The 19401-nt window shown below is 55.9% G+C and carries 19 protein-coding genes; 4 read left to right on the top strand and 15 right to left on the bottom strand.

Annotation, left to right across the window (positions count from 1 at the left end):
• Positions 1-131: 131 nt before the first annotated feature.
• Positions 132-842 (bottom strand): DUF3053 domain-containing protein, encoded by a 711-nt coding sequence (locus BFV63_RS01090; protein ID WP_045332942.1) that lies wholly within the window; start codon positions 840-842, stop codon positions 132-134.
• A 330-nt stretch (positions 843-1172) separates the two neighbouring features.
• Between BFV63_RS01090 and BFV63_RS01080 the strand changes: the two genes are divergently transcribed.
• Positions 1173-1460 (top strand): HTH-type transcriptional regulator, encoded by a 288-nt coding sequence (locus tag BFV63_RS01080; RefSeq protein WP_003860776.1) that lies wholly within the window; start codon positions 1173-1175, stop codon positions 1458-1460.
• A gap of 38 nt (positions 1461-1498) precedes the next feature.
• Here BFV63_RS01080 and BFV63_RS01075 read toward each other — a convergent pair whose 3' ends face one another.
• The 3 genes from BFV63_RS01075 to ubiD form a co-directional block, all read right to left on the bottom strand.
• A complete protein-coding gene (locus BFV63_RS01075; protein WP_048241556.1) occupies positions 1499-3118 on the bottom strand; it encodes an ABC-F family ATP-binding cassette domain-containing protein in 1620 nt (539 codons plus the stop codon).
• A 216-nt stretch (positions 3119-3334) separates the two neighbouring features.
• Complete coding sequence (gene fre, locus BFV63_RS01070; protein WP_003860778.1) at positions 3335-4036, bottom strand: NAD(P)H-flavin reductase; 702 nt, start codon at positions 4034-4036, stop codon at positions 3335-3337.
• Positions 4037-4075: 39 nt separating this feature from the next.
• Complete coding sequence (gene ubiD / locus BFV63_RS01065) at positions 4076-5572, bottom strand: 4-hydroxy-3-polyprenylbenzoate decarboxylase (RefSeq protein WP_022650184.1); 1497 nt, start codon at positions 5570-5572, stop codon at positions 4076-4078.
• A gap of 169 nt (positions 5573-5741) precedes the next feature.
• Between ubiD and rfaH the strand changes: the two genes are divergently transcribed.
• Positions 5742-6233 (top strand): transcription/translation regulatory transformer protein RfaH, encoded by a 492-nt coding sequence (gene rfaH / locus BFV63_RS01060; RefSeq protein ID WP_003860779.1) that lies wholly within the window; start codon positions 5742-5744, stop codon positions 6231-6233.
• On the opposite strand, the gene tatD is transcribed toward rfaH, so the two are convergent.
• The 9 genes from tatD to udp all read right to left on the bottom strand — a co-directional run bounded on the left by tatD (position 6230) and on the right by udp (position 14140).
• Positions 6230-7012 (bottom strand): 3'-5' ssDNA/RNA exonuclease TatD, encoded by a 783-nt coding sequence (gene tatD, locus BFV63_RS01055; protein WP_047653587.1) that lies wholly within the window; start codon positions 7010-7012, stop codon positions 6230-6232. The two genes, rfaH and tatD, sit on opposite strands and share 4 nt — an antisense overlap.
• A 41-nt stretch (positions 7013-7053) precedes the next feature.
• Entirely contained in the window at positions 7054-7824 is a 771-nt protein-coding gene (gene tatC, locus BFV63_RS01050) for a Sec-independent protein translocase subunit TatC (RefSeq protein WP_023315191.1), read from the bottom strand.
• Positions 7825-7826: 2 nt separating this feature from the next.
• Positions 7827-8369 carry a Sec-independent protein translocase protein TatB gene (tatB, locus tag BFV63_RS01045; protein ID WP_048241557.1) on the bottom strand — a complete coding sequence of 181 codons (543 nt, stop codon included), beginning with the start codon at positions 8367-8369 and terminating at the stop codon, positions 7827-7829.
• Between the two features lie 3 nt (positions 8370-8372).
• Positions 8373-8627, bottom strand: a complete 255-nt coding sequence (gene tatA, locus BFV63_RS01040) for a Sec-independent protein translocase subunit TatA (RefSeq protein ID WP_003860787.1) — start codon at positions 8625-8627, stop codon at positions 8373-8375.
• Between the two features lie 76 nt (positions 8628-8703).
• Positions 8704-10344 (bottom strand): ubiquinone biosynthesis regulatory protein kinase UbiB, encoded by a 1641-nt coding sequence (ubiB, locus tag BFV63_RS01035; RefSeq protein WP_022650180.1) that lies wholly within the window; start codon positions 10342-10344, stop codon positions 8704-8706.
• Positions 10341-10946, bottom strand: a complete 606-nt coding sequence (ubiJ, locus tag BFV63_RS01030; RefSeq protein ID WP_003860788.1) for a ubiquinone biosynthesis protein UbiJ — start codon at positions 10944-10946, stop codon at positions 10341-10343. The genes ubiB and ubiJ overlap by 4 nt, the downstream gene beginning before the upstream one ends.
• Before the next feature lie 13 nt (positions 10947-10959).
• A complete protein-coding gene (gene ubiE, locus BFV63_RS01025) occupies positions 10960-11715 on the bottom strand; it encodes a bifunctional demethylmenaquinone methyltransferase/2-methoxy-6-polyprenyl-1,4-benzoquinol methylase UbiE (protein WP_003860790.1) in 756 nt (251 codons plus the stop codon).
• A gap of 66 nt (positions 11716-11781) precedes the next feature.
• Complete coding sequence (gene rmuC, locus BFV63_RS01020; RefSeq protein ID WP_023315189.1) at positions 11782-13239, bottom strand: DNA recombination protein RmuC; 1458 nt, start codon at positions 13237-13239, stop codon at positions 11782-11784.
• A 139-nt stretch (positions 13240-13378) separates the two neighbouring features.
• Positions 13379-14140, bottom strand: a complete 762-nt coding sequence (gene udp / locus BFV63_RS01015; RefSeq protein WP_003860792.1) for a uridine phosphorylase — start codon at positions 14138-14140, stop codon at positions 13379-13381.
• A gap of 259 nt (positions 14141-14399) precedes the next feature.
• Between udp and BFV63_RS01010 the strand changes: the two genes are divergently transcribed.
• Positions 14400-15206 (top strand): dienelactone hydrolase family protein, encoded by an 807-nt coding sequence (locus BFV63_RS01010; protein WP_023302906.1) that lies wholly within the window; start codon positions 14400-14402, stop codon positions 15204-15206.
• A 47-nt stretch (positions 15207-15253) separates the two neighbouring features.
• Here BFV63_RS01010 and metE read toward each other — a convergent pair whose 3' ends face one another.
• Positions 15254-17515: a 5-methyltetrahydropteroyltriglutamate--homocysteine S-methyltransferase gene (gene metE / locus BFV63_RS01005; protein WP_048241559.1), complete on the bottom strand. Its 2262-nt coding sequence runs from the start codon at positions 17513-17515 to the stop codon at positions 15254-15256.
• 116 nt (positions 17516-17631) lie between these two features.
• On the opposite strand from metE, the gene metR reads away from it, so the two are divergent.
• Positions 17632-18585: an HTH-type transcriptional regulator MetR gene (gene metR, locus BFV63_RS01000; protein ID WP_015570000.1), complete on the top strand. Its 954-nt coding sequence runs from the start codon at positions 17632-17634 to the stop codon at positions 18583-18585.
• Here the strand turns inward: metR and BFV63_RS00995 are convergent.
• Entirely contained in the window at positions 18473-19372 is a 900-nt protein-coding gene (locus BFV63_RS00995; protein WP_003860795.1) for a carboxylate/amino acid/amine transporter, read from the bottom strand. The two genes, metR and BFV63_RS00995, sit on opposite strands and share 113 nt — an antisense overlap.
• Positions 19373-19401 lie beyond the last annotated feature (29 nt).

The following is a 19401-nucleotide window of genomic DNA, read 5'->3' as shown; positions in this document are numbered from 1 at the left end:
TGGACTGCTTTACTAAACTGCTTTAGGTCTGTGTAACAAACCGACGAACATAGTTATACCGATGTGGTAGATGAATGACAAGCGTTATTTTCATCAAGCATAAAAAAACCCCGCCGAAGCGGGGGTTTTTCTTATTCCGTAGCAGCGACCGCTGCGCTCCAGGCCTGGCTAAAGGCCTGATGCTGGGACGCGAGCGGACCGATCAGCGCGTTATACTGGCTCGCCTGCTGGGAGGTCGGGAACTGGATACCGTTAGAGACAAAGCTCACCTGCGTACCTTGTTCACTAATAAAGTCACCCACCTGGACCAACTGCTGAGTAAAGACCTGCGCCGCCGGGATCAGCGGTTGCAAAGCGTTTGACGGCTTGGTCACGACTTTCTCATACACCTGGTCATAGACCGGTTTAAGATCCTCGCCCTGCTTCAACGCGGAACGCGACGCATCAGCCTGCATTTTGGCATTTTGCAGCTGCTGGCTCAGTACCCCAAGCGCGCCATTTGACTGGCGTAGCGGTTCGCGCTGGGTCATATAATCCTGTGGAACACGGATGGCATTCACGCTATCCACTACCGGGCGAAGACCGGAATCCATCGCCTGGCTTACCTGCTGTGAATAGCCATACAGAATGGCGTAATCCGACACGAATGGACCAAACTGTTTTTTCTGATCCGCAGTCAGCGTTGGTAAACGCTCGCCGCTACGCATCACTGTATTCTGTAGAAAATCGATAAACGCTTTGCGCTGATCGCCTTCTTTATCGAAACACCCACTCAGGCTAACAACCATCAATAACGCCGCAATAGGCGCAAACCAGCGAGAGCAGGACTTTCCTGTCGCCATTTTATTACTCCTTTCACCCAAAAAGCGCACACCGGCACACGCGTGCCCAACGCTGACAAGGATAGTCCAGGTCAGCCTTGCAAGATAGAGTTTTCATGCAAAACGGGTATTCCCGTTTTTGTACTGACTATTTACAAAAAAATACCTGTGCATCCCTACATATGACTAATCAGGTAATTAGCATAACTATCCATATAGCTGAAACGTGTAAAGCGATCGTTATCGCACAATTAATCACAGCCGTGACGATCCTGTGTCTGGTTTAGGGACTATTCTTAACAGGCTCTCTGATGTTCATGATCCCGATGTGTGATTTATGAGGAGTTCTCAATGGAATTAAAAGATCCTGAGTTTGAGCTGCTGAGCAGCCTGGAACAGATTATTTTTAAAGATGTACCGCCGACGGTTACCCTGAATCAAAAGTCCAATCCTTTTAGTGAATTTGAGCGTTTACGCAAAGGATCGGGCCTGAAAACAGATGAATTCGCAAGAGCGATGGGTGTCAGCGTAGCAATGGTGCTGGAGTGGGAGTCAAAACGTGAAAAACCTACCCCAGCCGAGCTAAAGCTGATGCGCCTGATCCAGGCAAACCCTGACCTTCGCAAGCAGTTAGCCTGATGAAGTTTGTTTGCCCCCGCCCTTGCGGGGGCTTGTGTTTACAGGCTTTCACATCGCCATCCCGTCTCTTCCCACACCAGTTCATGCGTCAGCTTCAGCCCTGCCAGAAAAGCTTCATCGTGCGACACCACCAGCAGCGCTCCGGGGTAATCGGCTAAGGCCGCTTCAATGGCCTGAACAGAGGCCAGATCAAGATGGTTGGTCGGCTCATCCAGAAGCAACAGCTGCGTTGCCGCTTCACGCCACAATACGCAGGCCAGCGCGGCCTTCAGGCGCTCGCCGCCACTCAGTTCGGCCAGTGGTAGTGTCACTTTCTCTGCGCCCAGTTGAAGCTGCGCTAAACGGGTACGCAGCGCCCCCTCTTCGAGCGGCGTATTGCCCAGGCTAAGGTGAGTCATCACCGACTGCGACAGATCCAGCCGGGAAAGATGCTGATCGAGATAAGCACACCTGACAGAGACCTTACAGGTTCCCGTAACAGGGGCGGTTTCGCCCAATATCACTTTCAACAGCGTGGATTTTCCACAGCCGTTCGGCCCGCGTAGCGCCACGCGCATCGGGCCATCCATTCGCCAGTTTATCGGTGGGACAGGCACGTGCGGAAGCACCAGTTCTTCCAGCACCAGCACCTGTTTCCCTTCCGGGATTTCACTGCCCGGCAGGGTAAACATCACCGCATTATCCTCTTCAACCCGCTCGCGTGCCTGGTTGACCGCAGCGTTCAAAGCATGGTTTTGATCGCTATGCTGTTTTTTCCAGGAACCAATACGCTCTTTCGCCGCCCCTTTGTATTTGACCCGTTCAAACGAGGCGATGTTAAGGCTGTCGACCGTGCGAAGCGTTTTGGCTGAACGCCGCAGGCTGTCGTCATGCTCTTTATGCATACCGGCGCGGGTACGCTTGCGCTCGGTGGCAGCATGCTCCAGCGCGGCGCGGGCAGCCAGCTGTTCAGCATCACGCTGGGTTCGATAGTCAGCATAATTCCCACCGTAGCTGCGCAAGCCCAACGCGCTCAGTTCAAGGATTCGCGGTACCTGGGCCAGCAACTCACGGTCGTGAGAGGCCACCAGCACCCCGCCCTGATACCTGGAAAGCTGCTCGTAGAACCACTTGCGGCCTTGCCTGTCGAGGTGGTTGGTCGGTTCGTCCAGCAGCAGGTAGTGAGCATCCGCGGTGAATGCGCTGCACAGCAAGGCACGAATGCGCTCGCCACCGCTCAACTCTGCCGCGCGTTTACTCGGGTCAAAAGGGGGAAGTTTTGCAGCGATAAAAGCCTGGCTCAGCCGTTCAGCCAGATCCCAATAACCGTCGAGCGTGTCGAGATCGTCGGGTTCATAATGACCGCTGTCGATGCGCGTGCGCGCCGCAAAGATCGCGTCGTAACCAAGCAGTTCGGCAAACGTGGTATCCGCAGAAATATCCTGCTGCTGCGCCACGTAGACGTGTGTACCAAAGCGTTCAATATGACCGCTGGCGGGTTCATCAACTCCTGCCAGCAACCGGAGAAGGCGTGTTTTACCGCTGCCGTTGCGGCCAACCAGCGCGCACACTGACGCATCCAGAGAAAGATTCAGTGGACCAAAAAGGATATCGCCCGTCGCAAACTGACAGGTGACCTGATGCAAAATAAAAGAGGGGGACTGCGCAAAATGAGCCATAAGCACTCCTGAATGAAATCAAAACATCCCCTGCCGACGCGATGCGTTGAGCAAGGATCGAAATTCATCAGTCGTGTTTGTTCATTTTTGGGGGGCGCTCCTGAGGGCGAAATTTAACGGGAACAAGAATAACGGCAATGCGCCGCCCATTTCAAGGTTAAATTTTCACCAGGCTATTGCCCGAGCATAAAAAACCCGCCGAAGCGGGTCTCTCAATCAGATAAACGCAAACGCATCGCCAAACAGACGATCTTCCCGCGCGTCACGCTCGTTGCAGAACAGGTCGCGGGCAATTTTTGCCATTTCAAAGCGACCGGCAATGTAGATATCGTGCCCGGCCAGCGTCCCGTGATCCTGCAATACCGCAGTCAGCACCGTACCGCTGCGCCCGCGCCAGCCCTCTTCCGGCTGCTCGACAACCGGCTCAATGCGCAGGTTTGGATGATTTACGCTCAGCGCCTCCAGCTCAGACAGATCGTAAAGGTGCTTCTCTTCACGGCCGCCCCAGTAGATGGTGATATCGCGATTTGGATTACGCGCCAGCGCCGTCAGCAGAATAGAGCGGACATAGGAGAAGCCCGTGCCACCGGCAATCAGGATCAGCGGACGGTCTTCGTCTTCACGCAGCCAGGCCTCGCCATGAGGAATATCGACCACGATTTCACGCTCTTTCAGGATGCGGTCCATCACGGCCATCGCGTACAGGTTAAGCTCAGACGCACCAATATGCAGCTCAATAAATTCCTTCTCTGCTGGCGTTGAGGCCATAGAGAAAGGACGCTTATCACGCTCGTCCATCACGACCATCAGGTACTGACCGGCACGGAATGAGAATGCCGCTTCAGGAACCAAACGGACGCGATATACGGTGTCGGTAATAGCATCTACCGACGTCACTTTACAGCTTAAGGTTGTCATTCGCTCTCTCTGTCGGGAAGTCTATAGGGCTAAACGGTTTTATTCTGCCTTACCGTTATTCATTATGGCCAGCTCGTCCCAGATCGCGTCAATTCGCGCGGTCACGGCAGGATCTTTTTCGATCGGGCGACCCCATTCACGGTCGGTTTCGCCAGGCCATTTGTTCGTGGCATCCAGTCCCATTTTTGAGCCAAGTCCGGAAACCGGCGAGGCAAAATCCAGGTAATCAATCGGCGTGTTTTCCACTAACACCGTATCACGCGCCGGATCCATACGCGTGGTGATGGCCCAGATAACGTCATTCCAGTCGCGGGCATTGACGTCATCATCGCAGACAATCACAAACTTGGTATACATAAACTGGCGCAGGAAAGACCATACGCCCATCATCACGCGCTTAGCGTGACCGGCATACTGCTTCTTCATCGTCACCACCGCCAGGCGATACGAACACCCTTCCGGCGGCAGATAAAAATCAACGATTTCCGGGAACTGCTTTTGCAGGATCGGCACGAACACTTCGTTCAGCGCCACGCCCAGTACCGCCGGTTCGTCGGGTGGACGGCCGGTATAGGTGGAGTGATAGATGGCATCTTCACGCTGGGTAATGTGGGTGACGGTGAACACCGGAAAGTTATCCACTTCGTTGTAATAGCCGGTGTGGTCGCCGTACGGCCCTTCGGGTGCCAGCTCGCCCTGTTCAATGTAACCTTCCAGCACAATCTCTGCGCTGGCCGGTACTTCCAGGTCATTGGAGATGCACTTCACCACTTCGGTTTTGGTGCCGCGCAGCAGTCCTGCAAAGGCATATTCAGACAGCGTATCAGGAACAGGCGTCACCGCGCCCAGGATGGTTGCCGGATCGGCACCCAGCGCGACGGAAACCGGGAAACGTTCGCCCGGATGGGCCGCGCACCACTCCTGGAAATCCAGCGCCCCGCCGCGATGGGACAACCAGCGCATGATGAGCTTATTTTTGCCAATCAGCTGCTGGCGGTAAATGCCGAGGTTTTGACGCTCTTTATGCGGCCCACGCGTCACGGTGAGGCCCCAGGTGATCAGCGGTGCGGCATCTTCAGGCCAGCACTGCATGATGGGAATTTTGGTCAGATCCACCGCATCGCCTTCCAGCACTTTTTGCTGGCACGGCGCACCGCGCAGGCGTTTGGTGGGCATATTCAACACCTGCTTAAACTGCGGCAGTTTGTCGAACAGGTCGCGGAACCCTTTTGGCGGCTCCGGCTCTTTCAGAAAGGCCAGCAGTTTGCCCACTTCACGTAACGCCGTGACATCTTCCTGCCCCATCCCCAGCGCCACGCGGCGAGGTGTGCCAAACAGGTTGCACAGCACCGGCATGGTGTAGCCTTTTGGGTTTTCAAACAGCAACGCCGGGCCGCCCGCGCGCAGGGTGCGGTCAGCGATTTCTGTCATTTCCAGATACGGATCAACAGGAAGCGTAATGCGTTTGAGTTCGCCCTGCTTTTCCAGCAGCGCCAGGAAGTCGCGTAGATCGTGGTATTTCATGCAGTTAATCATGGCCTCTCTGTAAGCGCTTCATTATACGGCGTAAGACCGCGTGATGCTGTAATTTTGTTAAATTAGCGTGAACTTCCACGACTTACTCTCTTTTTCGCCATTATAATCACCTTAGCGATCCCGCCAGGGTTTTGGTATGCTTGCGCCCCGAACAATGGGAAGAGTGATTATGCAGGCCTGGTATTTACTGTATTGCAAACGCGGGCAACTTCAGCGCGCGCAGGAACATCTTGAACGTCAGTCTGTGAACTGCCTGACACCCGTGATCACGCTTGAAAAAATGCAGCGTGGAAGACGCACGACCGTCAGTGAGCCTCTGTTCCCGAATTACCTGTTCGTCGAATTCGACCCCGAAGTGATCCACACCACGACGATCAGTGCCACACGCGGCGTCAGCCATTTTGTGCGTTTTGGCGCCCATCCGGCAAGAGTACCGTCATCGGTTATTCATCAGCTTTCTGTCTACCAGCAGCCTGAAGATATTACCGATCCGGAAACCCCTTATGCTGGCGACAGCGTGGTGATCACCGAAGGCGCCTTTGAAGGCTTACAGGCCATCTTCGCTGAGCCGGACGGTGAAGCGCGCTCCATGCTGCTGCTCAACCTGCTGAACAAAGAGGTGTTGCAGAGCGTGAAAAACACCGATTTCCGCAAAGTTTAGAACTGCACGCCGAACAGACGACGCACGTTATCATCGGTTTGTGCTGCCAGCCACTGCGCATCTTCTCCCCGCCAGTGCGCCACTCGCTCAGCAATATGCCCCAGGTAGGCCGGTTCATTACGTCGTGATGGCGGTTTGGGCTGCATATCACGGGGCAACAGATACGGCGCATCCGTTTCCAGCAGCAAACGATCGGCCGGGATAACGGGTAACAGCTCACGCAGTTCCAGCCCACGACGCTCATCGCAGACCCAGCCCGTGATACCCAAATAAAGCCCGCGGTTCAGGCAATCCAGCGCTTCCTGACGGGAGCCCGTAAAGCAGTGCAACACCGCACCGGGCAGCTTCTCCAGCCAGGGTTCCAGCAGCGCCAGAAAACGTTCATGCGCATCGCGACAGTGCATAAACACCGGCATCTCCAGCTCTGCTGCCAGCGCAAGCTGGGCGGTAAATGCCTTCTCCTGCTCTTCAGGCGTCGAGAAGTTACGGTTGAAATCAAGCCCGCATTCGCCAATGGCAACCACTTCTGGCGTTTGTGCCAGACGATGAAGCGCCTCAGCGCTTTCATGCGTCCACTGGCTGCTGTCATGAGGATGCACGCCTGCGGTGGACCAGCAGTGTTGATAGCGTTGCGCCAGCTGCCGTGCCTGCTCACTCTCATGCAGATTTGTTCCCGTCAGTAACAGCCCGTTCACGCCGGCGGCAAAGGCGCGCGCCACCACCTCATCGTGGTCTTTCGCAAACTGGGCGCTGGTGAGGTTAAGCCCGATATCAAACATACGTATCCCCATATGACAACCGCCCTGACGGGCGGTTGGTTTTATTCTTTAGTAGTCTCTTCAGACGGCTCGTCTTCTTCGTCCCGGGTACGCCCCTTTCCGACGTAGAAACGAGCGAAGAACACGCCGACTTCAAACAGGCAGTACATCGGTATCGCCAGTAAGGTTTGCGAGAAGACGTCCGGTGGCGTTAACAGCATACCTACAACAAATGCCCCCACCAGGATGTACGGGCGCTTCTTACGCAGATCGTCAGGCGTGGTCACCCCTACCCAGCAGAGCAGGACAATCGCTACGGGCACCTCGAAGGCGACACCAAAGGCCATAAACAGCGCCATCACGAAGCTGAGGTAGCTGGCGATGTCCGTCGAAACCTGTACCCCTTCCGGCGCGGTATGCGTCAGGAAGCCAAAGGCCAGCGGGAAGACAACGAAGTAGGCGAACGCCATGCCGATGTAAAACAGCAGCGAACTGGACACCAGCAGCGGAATAACCAGCTTGCGTTCATGCCTGTACAGCGCGGGCGCCACAAATGCCCAGACCTGATACAAAATGACCGGTGCAGATGCAATCAACGATACCCAGAAGGTCAGCTTGATGGGGGTAAAGAACGGTGAAGCAACGTCCGTTGCAATCATCGTCGCGCCCAGCGGCATCTGTTTAATCAGCGGCGCGGAAACCACCTGATAGATATCGTTGGCGAAATAGACCAGACATAAAAAAATGAGGAAAACCGCAATAATGCAGTTTAACAGGCGCTTACGCAGCTCAATGAGGTGCGCAATCAGCGGTTGAGTATCATCTACTGCCATGTTTACGCTTTATCACTCGACGAGGGGGATGATTCGGAAACAGGCGCGGCGGGTTTTACCTCAGCCGTTTTGACCACGAGCTCTTCCGGCGGCACCTGCTTTTTCACTTCGGGCTCCTGCGGCGATTGCTCTGGCGAAGCGGCCTGATGCTCCGCGCTGGAAGGCGTCACACCCTCGCGCTGCTCTTCGCTGCCCTTCACCACCGGATTATGGATGGTGTTTGCTTCATCGCTCGCCTTCTCAGGATCGTTAATGCTGTATGAGCGCTTCATGGATTCAGCCGCTTCGCGTAACTCATCCATTGATGCTTTCAGCTCCGGCGTCAGGTTATCCATGCTCGCCTTTTCAACCTTTTTCAGGCTGTCCTGAAATTCCTGAAGCTTCAGCTCCTGTGCCAGCTCGTTCTGCACGGTAGTTGCCAGCGAGCGAAGTGCCCGCACCCAGCCCACGACGGTTTTCACCGCAACGGGTAAACGCTGCGGCCCCAACACAATCAGACCAATCACAAAGACCAGCAGTAACTCACCAAAACCAATGTCGAACACGAATTACACCTGCTCTTTATCGTGACGTTTAGCCTCTTCCTTTTTGGCTTCGTCCTGCTTATCGGCGATGGATTTAGCGGTAAAATCAGCATCCTGACTGGTTTTTTCCTGCTTATTCTCATCATCGCTCATGGCTTTCTTGAAGCCTTTGATTGACGCGCCCAGGTCGGAACCAATCGATCCGAGTTTTTTCGTGCCAAACAGCAGCACAACGATGACGGCAATGATCACTAACTGCCAGATACTGATACCACCCATGCGTGTTCCCCAGTGATAGATGATTAATTAGTCAGATCGCATTATACGTATGCAATCTCTCGATAGCGACGCTAATTCAGCGCGTTTTTCGCCAGCCAGCAAGCCAGACAACCACACCGGCAGCCATAATCCAGGCTGGCATCATTTCCCAGTCCGGACGATTGATCAACAGCAACGTGCCGCTTATCAGCAGCGTCGCGCCAATTCCGAAGAGATAGCGGGACTGCCCCTGACGCACGCGACTGGATTGAAGCTCGTGCGCGATTTTATCCATGCTGTGCTGAAGGTTCTTGCTCTGACGCAAACTGTCGTAAACCAGTTCAGGAATTTCAGGCATTTTTTCAATCCAGAACGGGCCTTTCTCTTTAAGCGAGCGAACCAGGGCTGGAATACCGACCTGATCCTTAATCCAGGATTCGAGGAACGGTTTCGCGGTTTTCCACAAGTCTAACTGAGGATAGAGCTGGCGGCCTACGCCCTCAACGTAAAGTAATGTTTTCTGAAGTAAAACTAATTGTGGCTGCACTTCCATATTGAAACGGCGTGCGGTGTTGAACAGGTTGAGCAGGACGTGTCCGAAAGAGATCTCCGAGAGCGGCTTTTCAAAAATCGGCTCACAGACGGTGCGGATCGCAAATTCAAACTCTTCCACGTTGGTATCTGGCGGAACCCAGCCTGAATCCACGTGCAGCTCGGCCACCTTACGGTAGTCGCGATTGAAGAAAGCGATAAAGTTCTCGGCGAGATAACGCTTATCCTCTTTATTCAGCGAGCCGACAATACCGCAGTCGATGCCGATGTATTTAGGATCTTCCGGGTGCTCATAGCTGACAAAAATGTTGCCCGGATGCATGTCAGCATGGAAGAAGCTGTCGCGGAAAACCTGAGTAAAGAAGACCTGCACGCCACGTTCGGCCAGCAACTTCATGTTGGTGCCCTGTTTTTCCAGCGCCGTCACGTCCGAGACCGGAATACCGTAGATACGTTCCATCACCATCATGTTCTGACTGCAATAGTCAGAATAGACTTCAGGAACATACAGCATCGGGCTGTCTTCAAAGTTTCGACGCAGCTGAATGGCGTTCGCCGATTCACGCAGCAGGTTAAGCTCATCAATCAGCGTTTTTTCGTATTCCCGTACCACTTCCAGCGGACGCAGACGGCGGCCATCCGGCAACAGACGCGGCACCCAGCGAGCCAGGCGATAAATCAGCTTCATGTCTGCTTTGATAACCGGCAGGATATCCGGACGAATCACTTTAATGACCACCTCTTTGCCATTTTCCTTCAGGCGCGCAGTATGAACCTGCGCAATAGAGGCAGAGGCCAGAGGCTGAATATCGAAATCATCAAACCAGGTCTCGATGGGGATATTGCCCATCGCTTCTTCGATTTGTTTCTTCGCTCTCTCTCCGTCAAACGGAGCGACGCGATCCTGCAATAGTGCGAGCTGATCGGCAATCTGCGGTGGAAAAAGGTCGCGACGTGTTGAGAGCATCTGCCCAAACTTGATCCAGACCGGTCCCAGCTCCTGCAACGCAAGACGCAGGCGTGCGCCCAGCTCCTGATCCTTATGGCGATTCGGCATCCAGAACAGCGTGCGACGCCAAAGCCGAAGCGGCAGAGTGATACGCATTCTGGGGATAAGCTCGTCGAGCCCGTAGCTCAAAAAGGTGCGAACGATAAAATAGAGGCGCCGAATTTCACCAGGCGTCATTTGCCCTCCAGTTTTTCCAGCCGTTTGGTTAACGCATCAACTGCGCGCTCAACTGCCGCGGTCTCTTCTGCAAACCAGGCGACTTCTAAAGGCCCCGGCGCCATACGCCACTCTTCGGTCAGCACCTCGGCAGCATAGCGCTGTTGACGGAGCAGACCTTTACGCAGGAAAGCGGAACCCGTGCGCAGCGTTTTGCTTATCCCTTCAGCCGCGATGTCGCCGATATAGGGCGCCAGCAGTTCCGCCGGGTCGAATTCAGCCTGATCGCTGAGTGCAACGAAGTTCTGTACCACCTGAATATCGCCTTCGACCTCCAGCTCACCGCTGCGAATAAGCGCCGTCATCTGCTGACGGTCACGCAGTTTTGGTAAGACGCTCATGTGCGTAATTACCGAGCAATCAGCTTCGCCTTCCCACTCCCCCAGAACGTCAAGCTGACGTTCGCTGAAGACCAGCACAAGCGGCGTCGAGAACTCCTTTAACACGATGCGCAGCACCTTTCCGTTAAGCCGCTGACGTGCGGTTTTCAGCGCCGGAGCGCGATACAGAAAGGCATTCAGTACATTCTCGATGCCTGCGGTGACTAAGGGTTTAATGGGCACGGGAAACCTCCACTCAGAACTTGTAACCACGATGCAGCGCGACGACACCCGCCGTCATATTGAAGTATTCCACGTTTTCAAACTCGGCATCCTGCATCATCGCTTTCAGCGTGTCCTGATCCGGGTGCATTCGGATGGATTCGGCCAGATAACGGTAACTTTCTGCATCGTTTGCCACCAGCTCGCCGATGCGCGGCAAAACGTGGAAGGAATAGGCATCGTAAGCTTTGCTCAGCGGGTCGATAATCGGTTTAGAAAACTCGAGAACCAGCAGTCGGCCGCCCGGTTTCAGCACGCGGTACATGGAGCGCAGCGCTTTATCTTTATCGGTCACGTTACGCAGACCGAAAGAGATGGTGATGCAGTCGAACGTATTATCCGGGAACGGCAGCGCTTCGGCGTTGGCCTGAACATATTCAACGTTGCCTACCACGCCGATGTTACGCAGCTTTTCGCGTCCCATTTTCAGCATGGAGTCGTTGATATCCGCCAGCACCACGCGGCCGGTTTCGCCAACCAGACGGGAGAATTTAGCGGTCAGATCCCCTGTGCCTCCGGCTAAATCCAGCACCGTTTGTCCACGGCGCACGCCGCTGCAATCAATAGTGAAGCGCTTCCACAAGCGATGAATGCCGAATGACATCAAATCATTCATCACATCGTACTTCGCCGCCACGGAATGAAATACGTGGGCCACCATGTCAGCTTTCTGCGCTTTGGCGACAGTCTGAAAGCCAAAGTGCGTTGTGTCTTGTGAATCGTCAACCATCTCAGAGCCTGCTAATCAGTCAAATGTTCGTGAAGTGTAACAGATTGGGCGCATTTGCCCTACGTTTCAACCACCGTGAAAGAAACGTGCCGGCTGCGCTTCGGGGGATAAACTCGCCGCTAAACCGTTGTCTTCATTGCGGCTATTTTGCTCACCGTCGCCTTCACGCAGACGAAACTCTTCGTCCTGAGCGGTAGCCTGCTCCACCAGTTCCGGATTAATCTCGCGTTTAACTTCCACCCCCAGGCTGCGAAACGCCTCCGCCTGCGCCAGCAAATTGCCACGCCCGGAGGAGAGTTTTTTCATCGCCTGGCGGTAGTTATCCTGCGCGCGATCCAGGCTTTGCCCCACCGAGGACATATCGTCCACAAACAGCCGCATTTTGTCGTACAGCTTGCTGGCGCGATCGGCAATCTGCTGCGCGTTACGGCTTTGGTGCTCATAGCGCCACAGGTTGGCAATGGTACGTAACGCCACCAGTAGCGTGGTGGGGCTGACCAGCATAATGTTATTTTTCAGCGCTTCGGTGATCAGTTCGGGCTGTCTGTCGAGCGCCAGCAGGAAGGCTGGCTCAACCGGAATGAACATCAGCACATAATCCAGCGATCGCAGCCCCGGCAACTGCTGATAATCTTTTCTGCCCAGCAGACGGATATGGTTACGCACGGAGGCGATGTGCTCCTGCAACGCTGTTTCGCGGGTGTAGTCATCTTCCGCGTTGAAGTAGCGCTCATAGGCCACCAGCGTCATTTTGGCGTCGATAACCACATCTTTGCCCTGTGGCAGACGAACAATGACATCCGGCTGCATCCGCGAGCGCGCATCGTTTTCAATGCTGACCTGCGTTTCGTATTCGTATCCTTCGCGCAGGCCAGAGGCCTCCAGCACGCGCGTCATGACCACTTCGCCCCAGTTTCCCTGCGCTTTGTTATCACCTTTCAGTGCGCGCGTCAGGTTAACCGCCTCCTGCGCCATCTGCGCATTCAGCTGCTGGAGATTACGAATTTCATGCGCCAGCGTGTGGCGCTCGCGGGCCTCCTGACCAAAGCTGTCCTGTACCTGACGTCGAAAGCCGTCCAACTGCTCACGCAGGGGCGTCAGCAGGCTGTTCAGGCTCTGACGGTTCTGCTCATCCACGCGGCGATTGCTGTGCTCAAAAATGCGGTTCGCGAGGTTCTCAAACTGCTCGCTAAGACGCTGCTCGCTGTTGATCATCTGACGGATTTTGTCTTCGGCGTGCAGTTGGGTGGACTCAAGACGGGTGGTCACTTCACGGAGATCGGCCTCCAGCGAGGTATTGATATCACGCAGATTGCGCAGTTCGTTATTGAGCAGTTCGCACTCGTCGCGCCAGTGGTCACTCAGCGCAAGCTGTTGTTTCGTTGCGCTGAGTTCGGCGACGATCTCTTCGCGCTCTGCCAGCTGTTCGGCTTTCTGCTGCGCATGCTGGTAGCCGGAAATGAGCCAGCCAATCCCCACGCTCACCAGCGCAACTACCGCATAAACCAGGATTGAGATATCCACAATGCCCCCTGCATCCACGTCTAACCCGCACAAAATAGAATTGTGCTGTATGAACGTCCAGTTTGAAAGGGTTTTCCTGCGAGGCGTTACGCAAAAAGAAAAGGCCGAGCATGTCGGCCTTTTAGCACTGAAGAGAGAATTAGATCAGGCGGCGCGCCGCTTCAACCACGATTTTCACCGCATGGCTTTCAGTCTGCTTCATGGTTTCAGCGTTCGGGATCTCCTGTTGGGTACGGTTGACGATAACGCCCGCCACCATACCGGCACGCAGACCCTGGCTCGCGCACATGGTCAGCAGCGTCGCAGATTCCATTTCGTAGTTCATGACGCCCATCGACTGCCACTCTTCCATGGAGCCTTTGAAACGGCTCACCACGCGACCAGAGAAGGTGTCGTAACGCTCCTGGCCCGGGTAGAAGGTATCGGAAGAGGCAGTTACGCCCACGTGGGTGGTGGCGCCCACGGATTTCGCGGCTTCAACCAGCGCGGTGGTGCATTCGAAATCAGCCACTGCCGGGAATTCCATCGGTGCAAAGTGCAGGCTTGCCCCGTCCAGACGCACGGATGCGGTGGTAACCAGCACGTCGCCCACGTTGATGTGCGGCTGAATGGCGCCTGTGGTGCCGATGCGCAGGAAAGTACGAATGCCCAGCTGCGCCAGCTCTTCAACGGCGATAGAGGTAGACGGGCCACCAATACCGGTAGAGCACACGATCACCGCTTTACCGTCCAGCTCTGCGCGCCAGGTGGTGAATTCGCGATGCGCTGCCAGCTTAACCGGCTTATCCATCAGCGCGGCGATCTTTTCCACACGCTCTGGATCGCCAGGGACGATAGCAAGCGTAGCCCCTTGTAAATCGTTTTTAGTGAGGCCGAGATGAAAAACATCAGACTTAGACATAGGTGACTCCTCTGTGGGTCGGTTTGTCAGAAGAAGTAAAACGGTACTTTACAGAAGCAATGTGCATTATTTCGTGACACACCTCACCATGAATGAAAATGATTGCAGCTAATTTCCATAAAACAGTGATTCACATCACATTAACAAGTTATATCGCCGGGTGCTGCACAAAAGATAGACGCTATAAGGCACTGTGGGTTGTTAACCTGGTGTCTATATTTATCTTTGCGCTAATCCATTCATTGGTACGGAGAATGCCATGACTGAAAAAATCGGTTTTGCACCTGCTGCGGCCCCGCACGCTTCAACCATCGTCTCAACCCCTGAAGAAGCCATTACCGCAGGCGAGACCTCCATTCCCTCCCAGGGAGAGAACATGCCAGCGTACCACGCGCGGCCAAAATCTGCCGATGGCCCGCTGCCCATCGTGATCGTGGTGCAGGAAATATTTGGCGTTCATGAACATATTCGCGACCTCTGCCGCCGTCTGGCGCTGGAAGGTTACCTGGCCGTTGCGCCGGAACTCTATTTCCGTCAGGGCGATCCGAATGATTACAGCGACATCCCGACGCTGTTCAGCAACCTGGTCAGCAAAGTGCCGGACGCGCAGGTACTGGCCGATCTCGACCACGTTGCCAGTTGGGCGGCGCGCAACGGTGGCGACCCGCACCGTCTGATGGTGACCGGCTTCTGTTGGGGTGGACGCATTAGCTGGCTGTATGCCGCGCACAATCCGCAGTTGAAAGCGGCCGTGGCCTGGTACGGCAAACTGGTGGGCGAAAAGACGCTGAACTCGCCGAAACATCCGGTTGATATCGCCACCGATTTAAATGCCCCGGTGCTAGGGCTGTATGGCGGTCAGGATACCGGCATTCCGCTTGATACCGTCGAGACCATGCGCCACGCGCTGCGGGCGGCAAACGCGAAGGCCGAAATCGTGGTGTACCCGGATGCGGGACACGCGTTTAATGCCGATTATCGTCCGAGCTATCACGCGGAATCCGCGAAAGATGGCTGGCAGAGAATGCTGGCGTGGTTCAGCCAGTACGGCGGGAAGAAAGCGTAATACCAAAAGCCCGGTGGCGGCTACGCCAACCGGGCAATCCAGCACCACTACGCCTGACGCAAATTCTGCGCCGCCTGCACCATGTTCGCCAGCGCCGCGCGGGTTTCAGGCCAGCCGCGAGTTTTCAGGCCGCAGTCCGGGTTTACCCACAGACGTTCCGCCGGGATGCGCTGGGCCGCTTTTTGCAGCAGCGATTCAATCCACTCCACGCTTGGCACGTTAGGGGAGTGAATGTCATACACGCCCGGCCCGATTTCGTTCGGGTAGTCGAACTCTTCGAACGACTCCAGCAGCTCCATGTCTGAACGCGAGGTCTCGATGGTGATCACATCGGCGTCGAGCGCGGCAATGGAGTCCATGATGTCGTTAAATTCGCAGTAACACATGTGGGTGTGGATCTGCGTGTCGTCCTTCGCGACGGCCGCGTTGAGGCGGAAAGCCTCCACGCCCCACTGTAAGTAAGCATCCCAGTCGCTGCGACGCAGCGGCAACCCTTCACGCAGCGCCGGTTCGTCGATCTGAATGATGCCAATCCCCGCCGCTTCCAGATCCGCCACTTCATCACGCAGCGCCAGGGCGATCTGTTTGGCGATGGTTTCCCGGGATACATCTTCACGCGGGAACGACCAGCAGAGAATGGTCACCGGCCCCGTCAGCATGCCTTTTACCGGTTTGTCGGTCAGAGACTGGGCATACTTCGCCCACTCCACGGTGATCGCTTCCGGGCGGCTGACGTCGCCGATCACCACCGGCGGCTTCACGCAGCGGGAGCCGTAGCTTTGCACCCAGCCGTTCTGGGTAAAGACAAAGCCGTCCAGGTGTTCACCGAAGTATTCCACCATATCGTTACGCTCGGCCTCGCCGTGCACCAGCACGTCCAGACCCAGACGTTCCTGCTCGACGATCGCCTGTTTGATGTGTTCCGCAATGCCGGTGCGGTAGTGATTCGCATCCAGATTGCCCTTTTTGAAGTCCAGGCGCAGGCCGCGGATCTCGGTAGTCTGCGGGAAGGAGCCGATGGTTGTGGTCGGCCACGCGGGCAGGTTAAAGCGCGCACGCTGGGCTTCGGCGCGCACTTCATACGGGCTCTGGCGCTGGCTGTCCCGGGCAGTGATGGCCGCCAGACGTTTTTCCACCGCCGGGTTATGCACGCGCGTCGAGTGACGGCGCGCCTGGATCGGAGCGCTCCAGTGGGTAATCGCTGCCGTGTCGCCGCTGTTCAACGCGTCGCGCAGCAGAGCCAGCTCCTCACACTTTTGCAGGGCAAAGGCAAACCAGCTTTTCACCTCAGGGTCGAGTCGGGTCTCTACGCTCAGGTCGATCGGGCTGTGCAGCAGGGAACAGGAAGAGGCTACCCACAATTCACGTTTACCGACAATGTCCTTAATTTGTGCATATTTCTCGGTGAGATCGGCACGCCAGACGTTACGACCATTCACCAGACCGGCAGAGAGCAGCCACTCCGCAGGCAGACGCTTGTGCAACTCTGCCACATCGTCTTTGCCGTGAAAGAGATCAACATGCAGACCCTGAACCGGCAGCGCAGTAATGGTGTCGAGGTTAGGCGTTACGCCCTCGAAATAGGTGGTCAGCAGCAGCTTCACCTGGCCCGTGAGCGCGTCATACGCCGGTTTGAAGGCATCCAGCCACGCCTGCGGCAGCTCAAGCACCAGCGCCGGTTCATCGATTTGCACCCACTGAATACCGCGCTTACCCAGCTCAATCAGCACCTGCTTATAAACCGGCAGAATATCGTTCAGCAGGCTGAGGCGGTCGAACTGCTCACCTTTCACTTTGCCCAGCCACAGGTAGGTGACCGGCCCCAGCAGCACGGGTTTCACCTGGTGACCCAGCGCCAGCGCTTCGTCCACTTCATCCAGAAGCTGGGTCCAGGTCAGTTTGAACTGCTGGCCCTTAACGAACTCCGGCACCATATAGTGATAGTTGGTGTTAAACCACTTGGTCATTTCCGCCGCTGCCGCTGGCTCACCCGTTGGCGCGCGGCCACGGCCGATGCGGAACAGGGTATCGATATCCACCGATCCATCGTTGTTCTGATGACGAGCCGGCACGTTGCCAAGCAGCAGGCTGGTGGTCAGAACATGGTCGTACCAGGCGAAATCGCCCACCGGCAGCAGGTCTACGCCCGCCTGTTTTTGCTGATCCCAGTGACGCGCGCGCAGCTCGCGTCCCACCGCCAGCAGTTCTTCGCGGGTGGCGTTACCCGCCCAGTAGCTTTCTTGCGCTTTTTTCAGCTCGCGACGCAGACCAACGCGAGGGAAACCGAGAGTGTGAGTGCGGATTGTCATGGCATACCCCTTGTAGAAATTCGTTATTTAGACGTCCAGATGTTTACACTTCTATAATTGGCAGGTACTGTATATTCCTCAAGCGCAAAATGTTCATGCCGAAGTGAAGGACTTTCATGATCGAGATTAAACACCTGAAAACGCTACAAGCGTTGCGGAACTGCGGTTCTCTTGCGGCGGCAGCGGCCACGCTGCACCAGACTCAGTCTGCCCTTTCTCACCAGTTCAGCGATCTGGAACAACGCCTCGGCTTTCGTCTTTTTGTGCGTAAGAGCCAGCCTTTGCGCTTTACGCCGCAGGGCGAAATTTTGCTTCAGCTGGCGAACCAGGTGCTGCCGCAGATTGCCAGCGCGTTGCAGTCCTGCAACGAGCCGCAGCAGACCACCCTGCGCATCGCCATTGAGTGTCACAGCTGTATTCAGTGGCTGACCCCCGCGCTTGAGAACTTCCGCCAGAAGTGGCCGCAGGTGGAGATGGACTTCAAATCCGGCGTCACGTTTGATCCGCAGCCGTCGCTTCAGCAGGGTGAGCTGGATCTGGTGATGACCTCAGATATTCTGCCACGCAGCGGTCTGCACTATTCGCCAATGTTTGATTTTGAGGTGCGTCTGGTGCTGGCCCCGGACCATCCGCTGGCCGCCAAAACGCGTATCACGCCGGAAGATCTGGCAACGGAGACGCTGCTGATTTACCCGGTACAGCGCAGTCGTCTGGATATCTGGCGCCATTTCCTGCAACCCGCGGGCATCAGCCCACAGCTGAAAAGCGTGGATAACACGCTGCTGTTAATTCAGATGGTGGCGGCCAGAATGGGGATTGCGGCGCTGCCGCACTGGGTGGTCGAGACGGTTGAACGCCAGGGTCTGGTGGTTACCAAAACCCTGGGTGAAGGACTGTGGAGCCGGCTGTACGCCGCCGTGCGCGATGGCGAGCAACGTCAGCCAATTACGGAAGCGTTTATTCGCTCAGCGCGGAACCACGCGTGCGACCATCTTCCGTTTGTGCGGAGCGCGGAGCGACCCAGCGGCGATGTACCCACAGCGAAGCCAGGATCACCGTTCCCCCAATAAGGAAACTCGGCCAGTGCGGCTGTTCCTGCCAGATGGCGAGGTTCACCAGTAGCCCCGCCGGCACGTGTACATTGTTCATGATCCCCAGCGTTCCGGCGTCTACCTGCGTCGCGCCGTAGTTCCACATAAAATAGCCCAGCCCCGAGGCCACCACGCCCAGCCAGACCAGAACGCTCCACTGTACGGGGGTGGTCGGCAGCTTTTGCGGGTTGCCGAGCATAAACCATGCCGCAATCGCGACAATCGCCGCGCCCATATAAAACCACGCAAACGCGTTATGCTGCGGCATCGGGCGGGTCTCCATCAGGCGTTTGTAACCCACCATCCCGATGGCAAAGCTGATATTAGCGAGCTGGACGAACATCAGCCCGGTCCAGAAGTGATCGCTTACCTTGTCATAGCGAATAATCGCCGCGCCAATGACTGCCAGCGCAGCGCTCAGCAGATATCCCCAGCGCAGGCGGCGCCTGCTGAGCAAGTCATAAATCAGCGTGATGTAGAGCGGCGTCAGCACGGTGAAGAGCAGAAATTCCGAGACGGACAGGTAAACGTAGGCCCGGAAGCTGAACAGGTACATGATGCCGAGCTGCATCGCGCCTACCAGCATGTACAGCAGAATAGTTTTTAGCGACTGCCCGCGGGTACGCAGGAACGGCAGGAACACCAGCGCCGCCAGCCCCACGCGCATCAGCACCGAAAAGTAGCTGTCGACCGATCCGGCAAGGTATTCGCCAATCAGACTAAAGGAGAAGGCCCACAGGATAGTGGTGATAATGAGTAGCGCCACAATGCTTGTCTCTCAAAAAGAAGGAGAGG

The sequence above is a fragment of the Enterobacter hormaechei subsp. xiangfangensis genome (genome assembly GCF_001729785.1).
Lineage (GTDB): Bacteria > Pseudomonadota > Gammaproteobacteria > Enterobacterales > Enterobacteriaceae > Enterobacter > Enterobacter hormaechei_C.
Note: the sequence above shows the minus strand (reverse complement) of the source record. Positions and strands in the feature narration are given on the sequence as shown.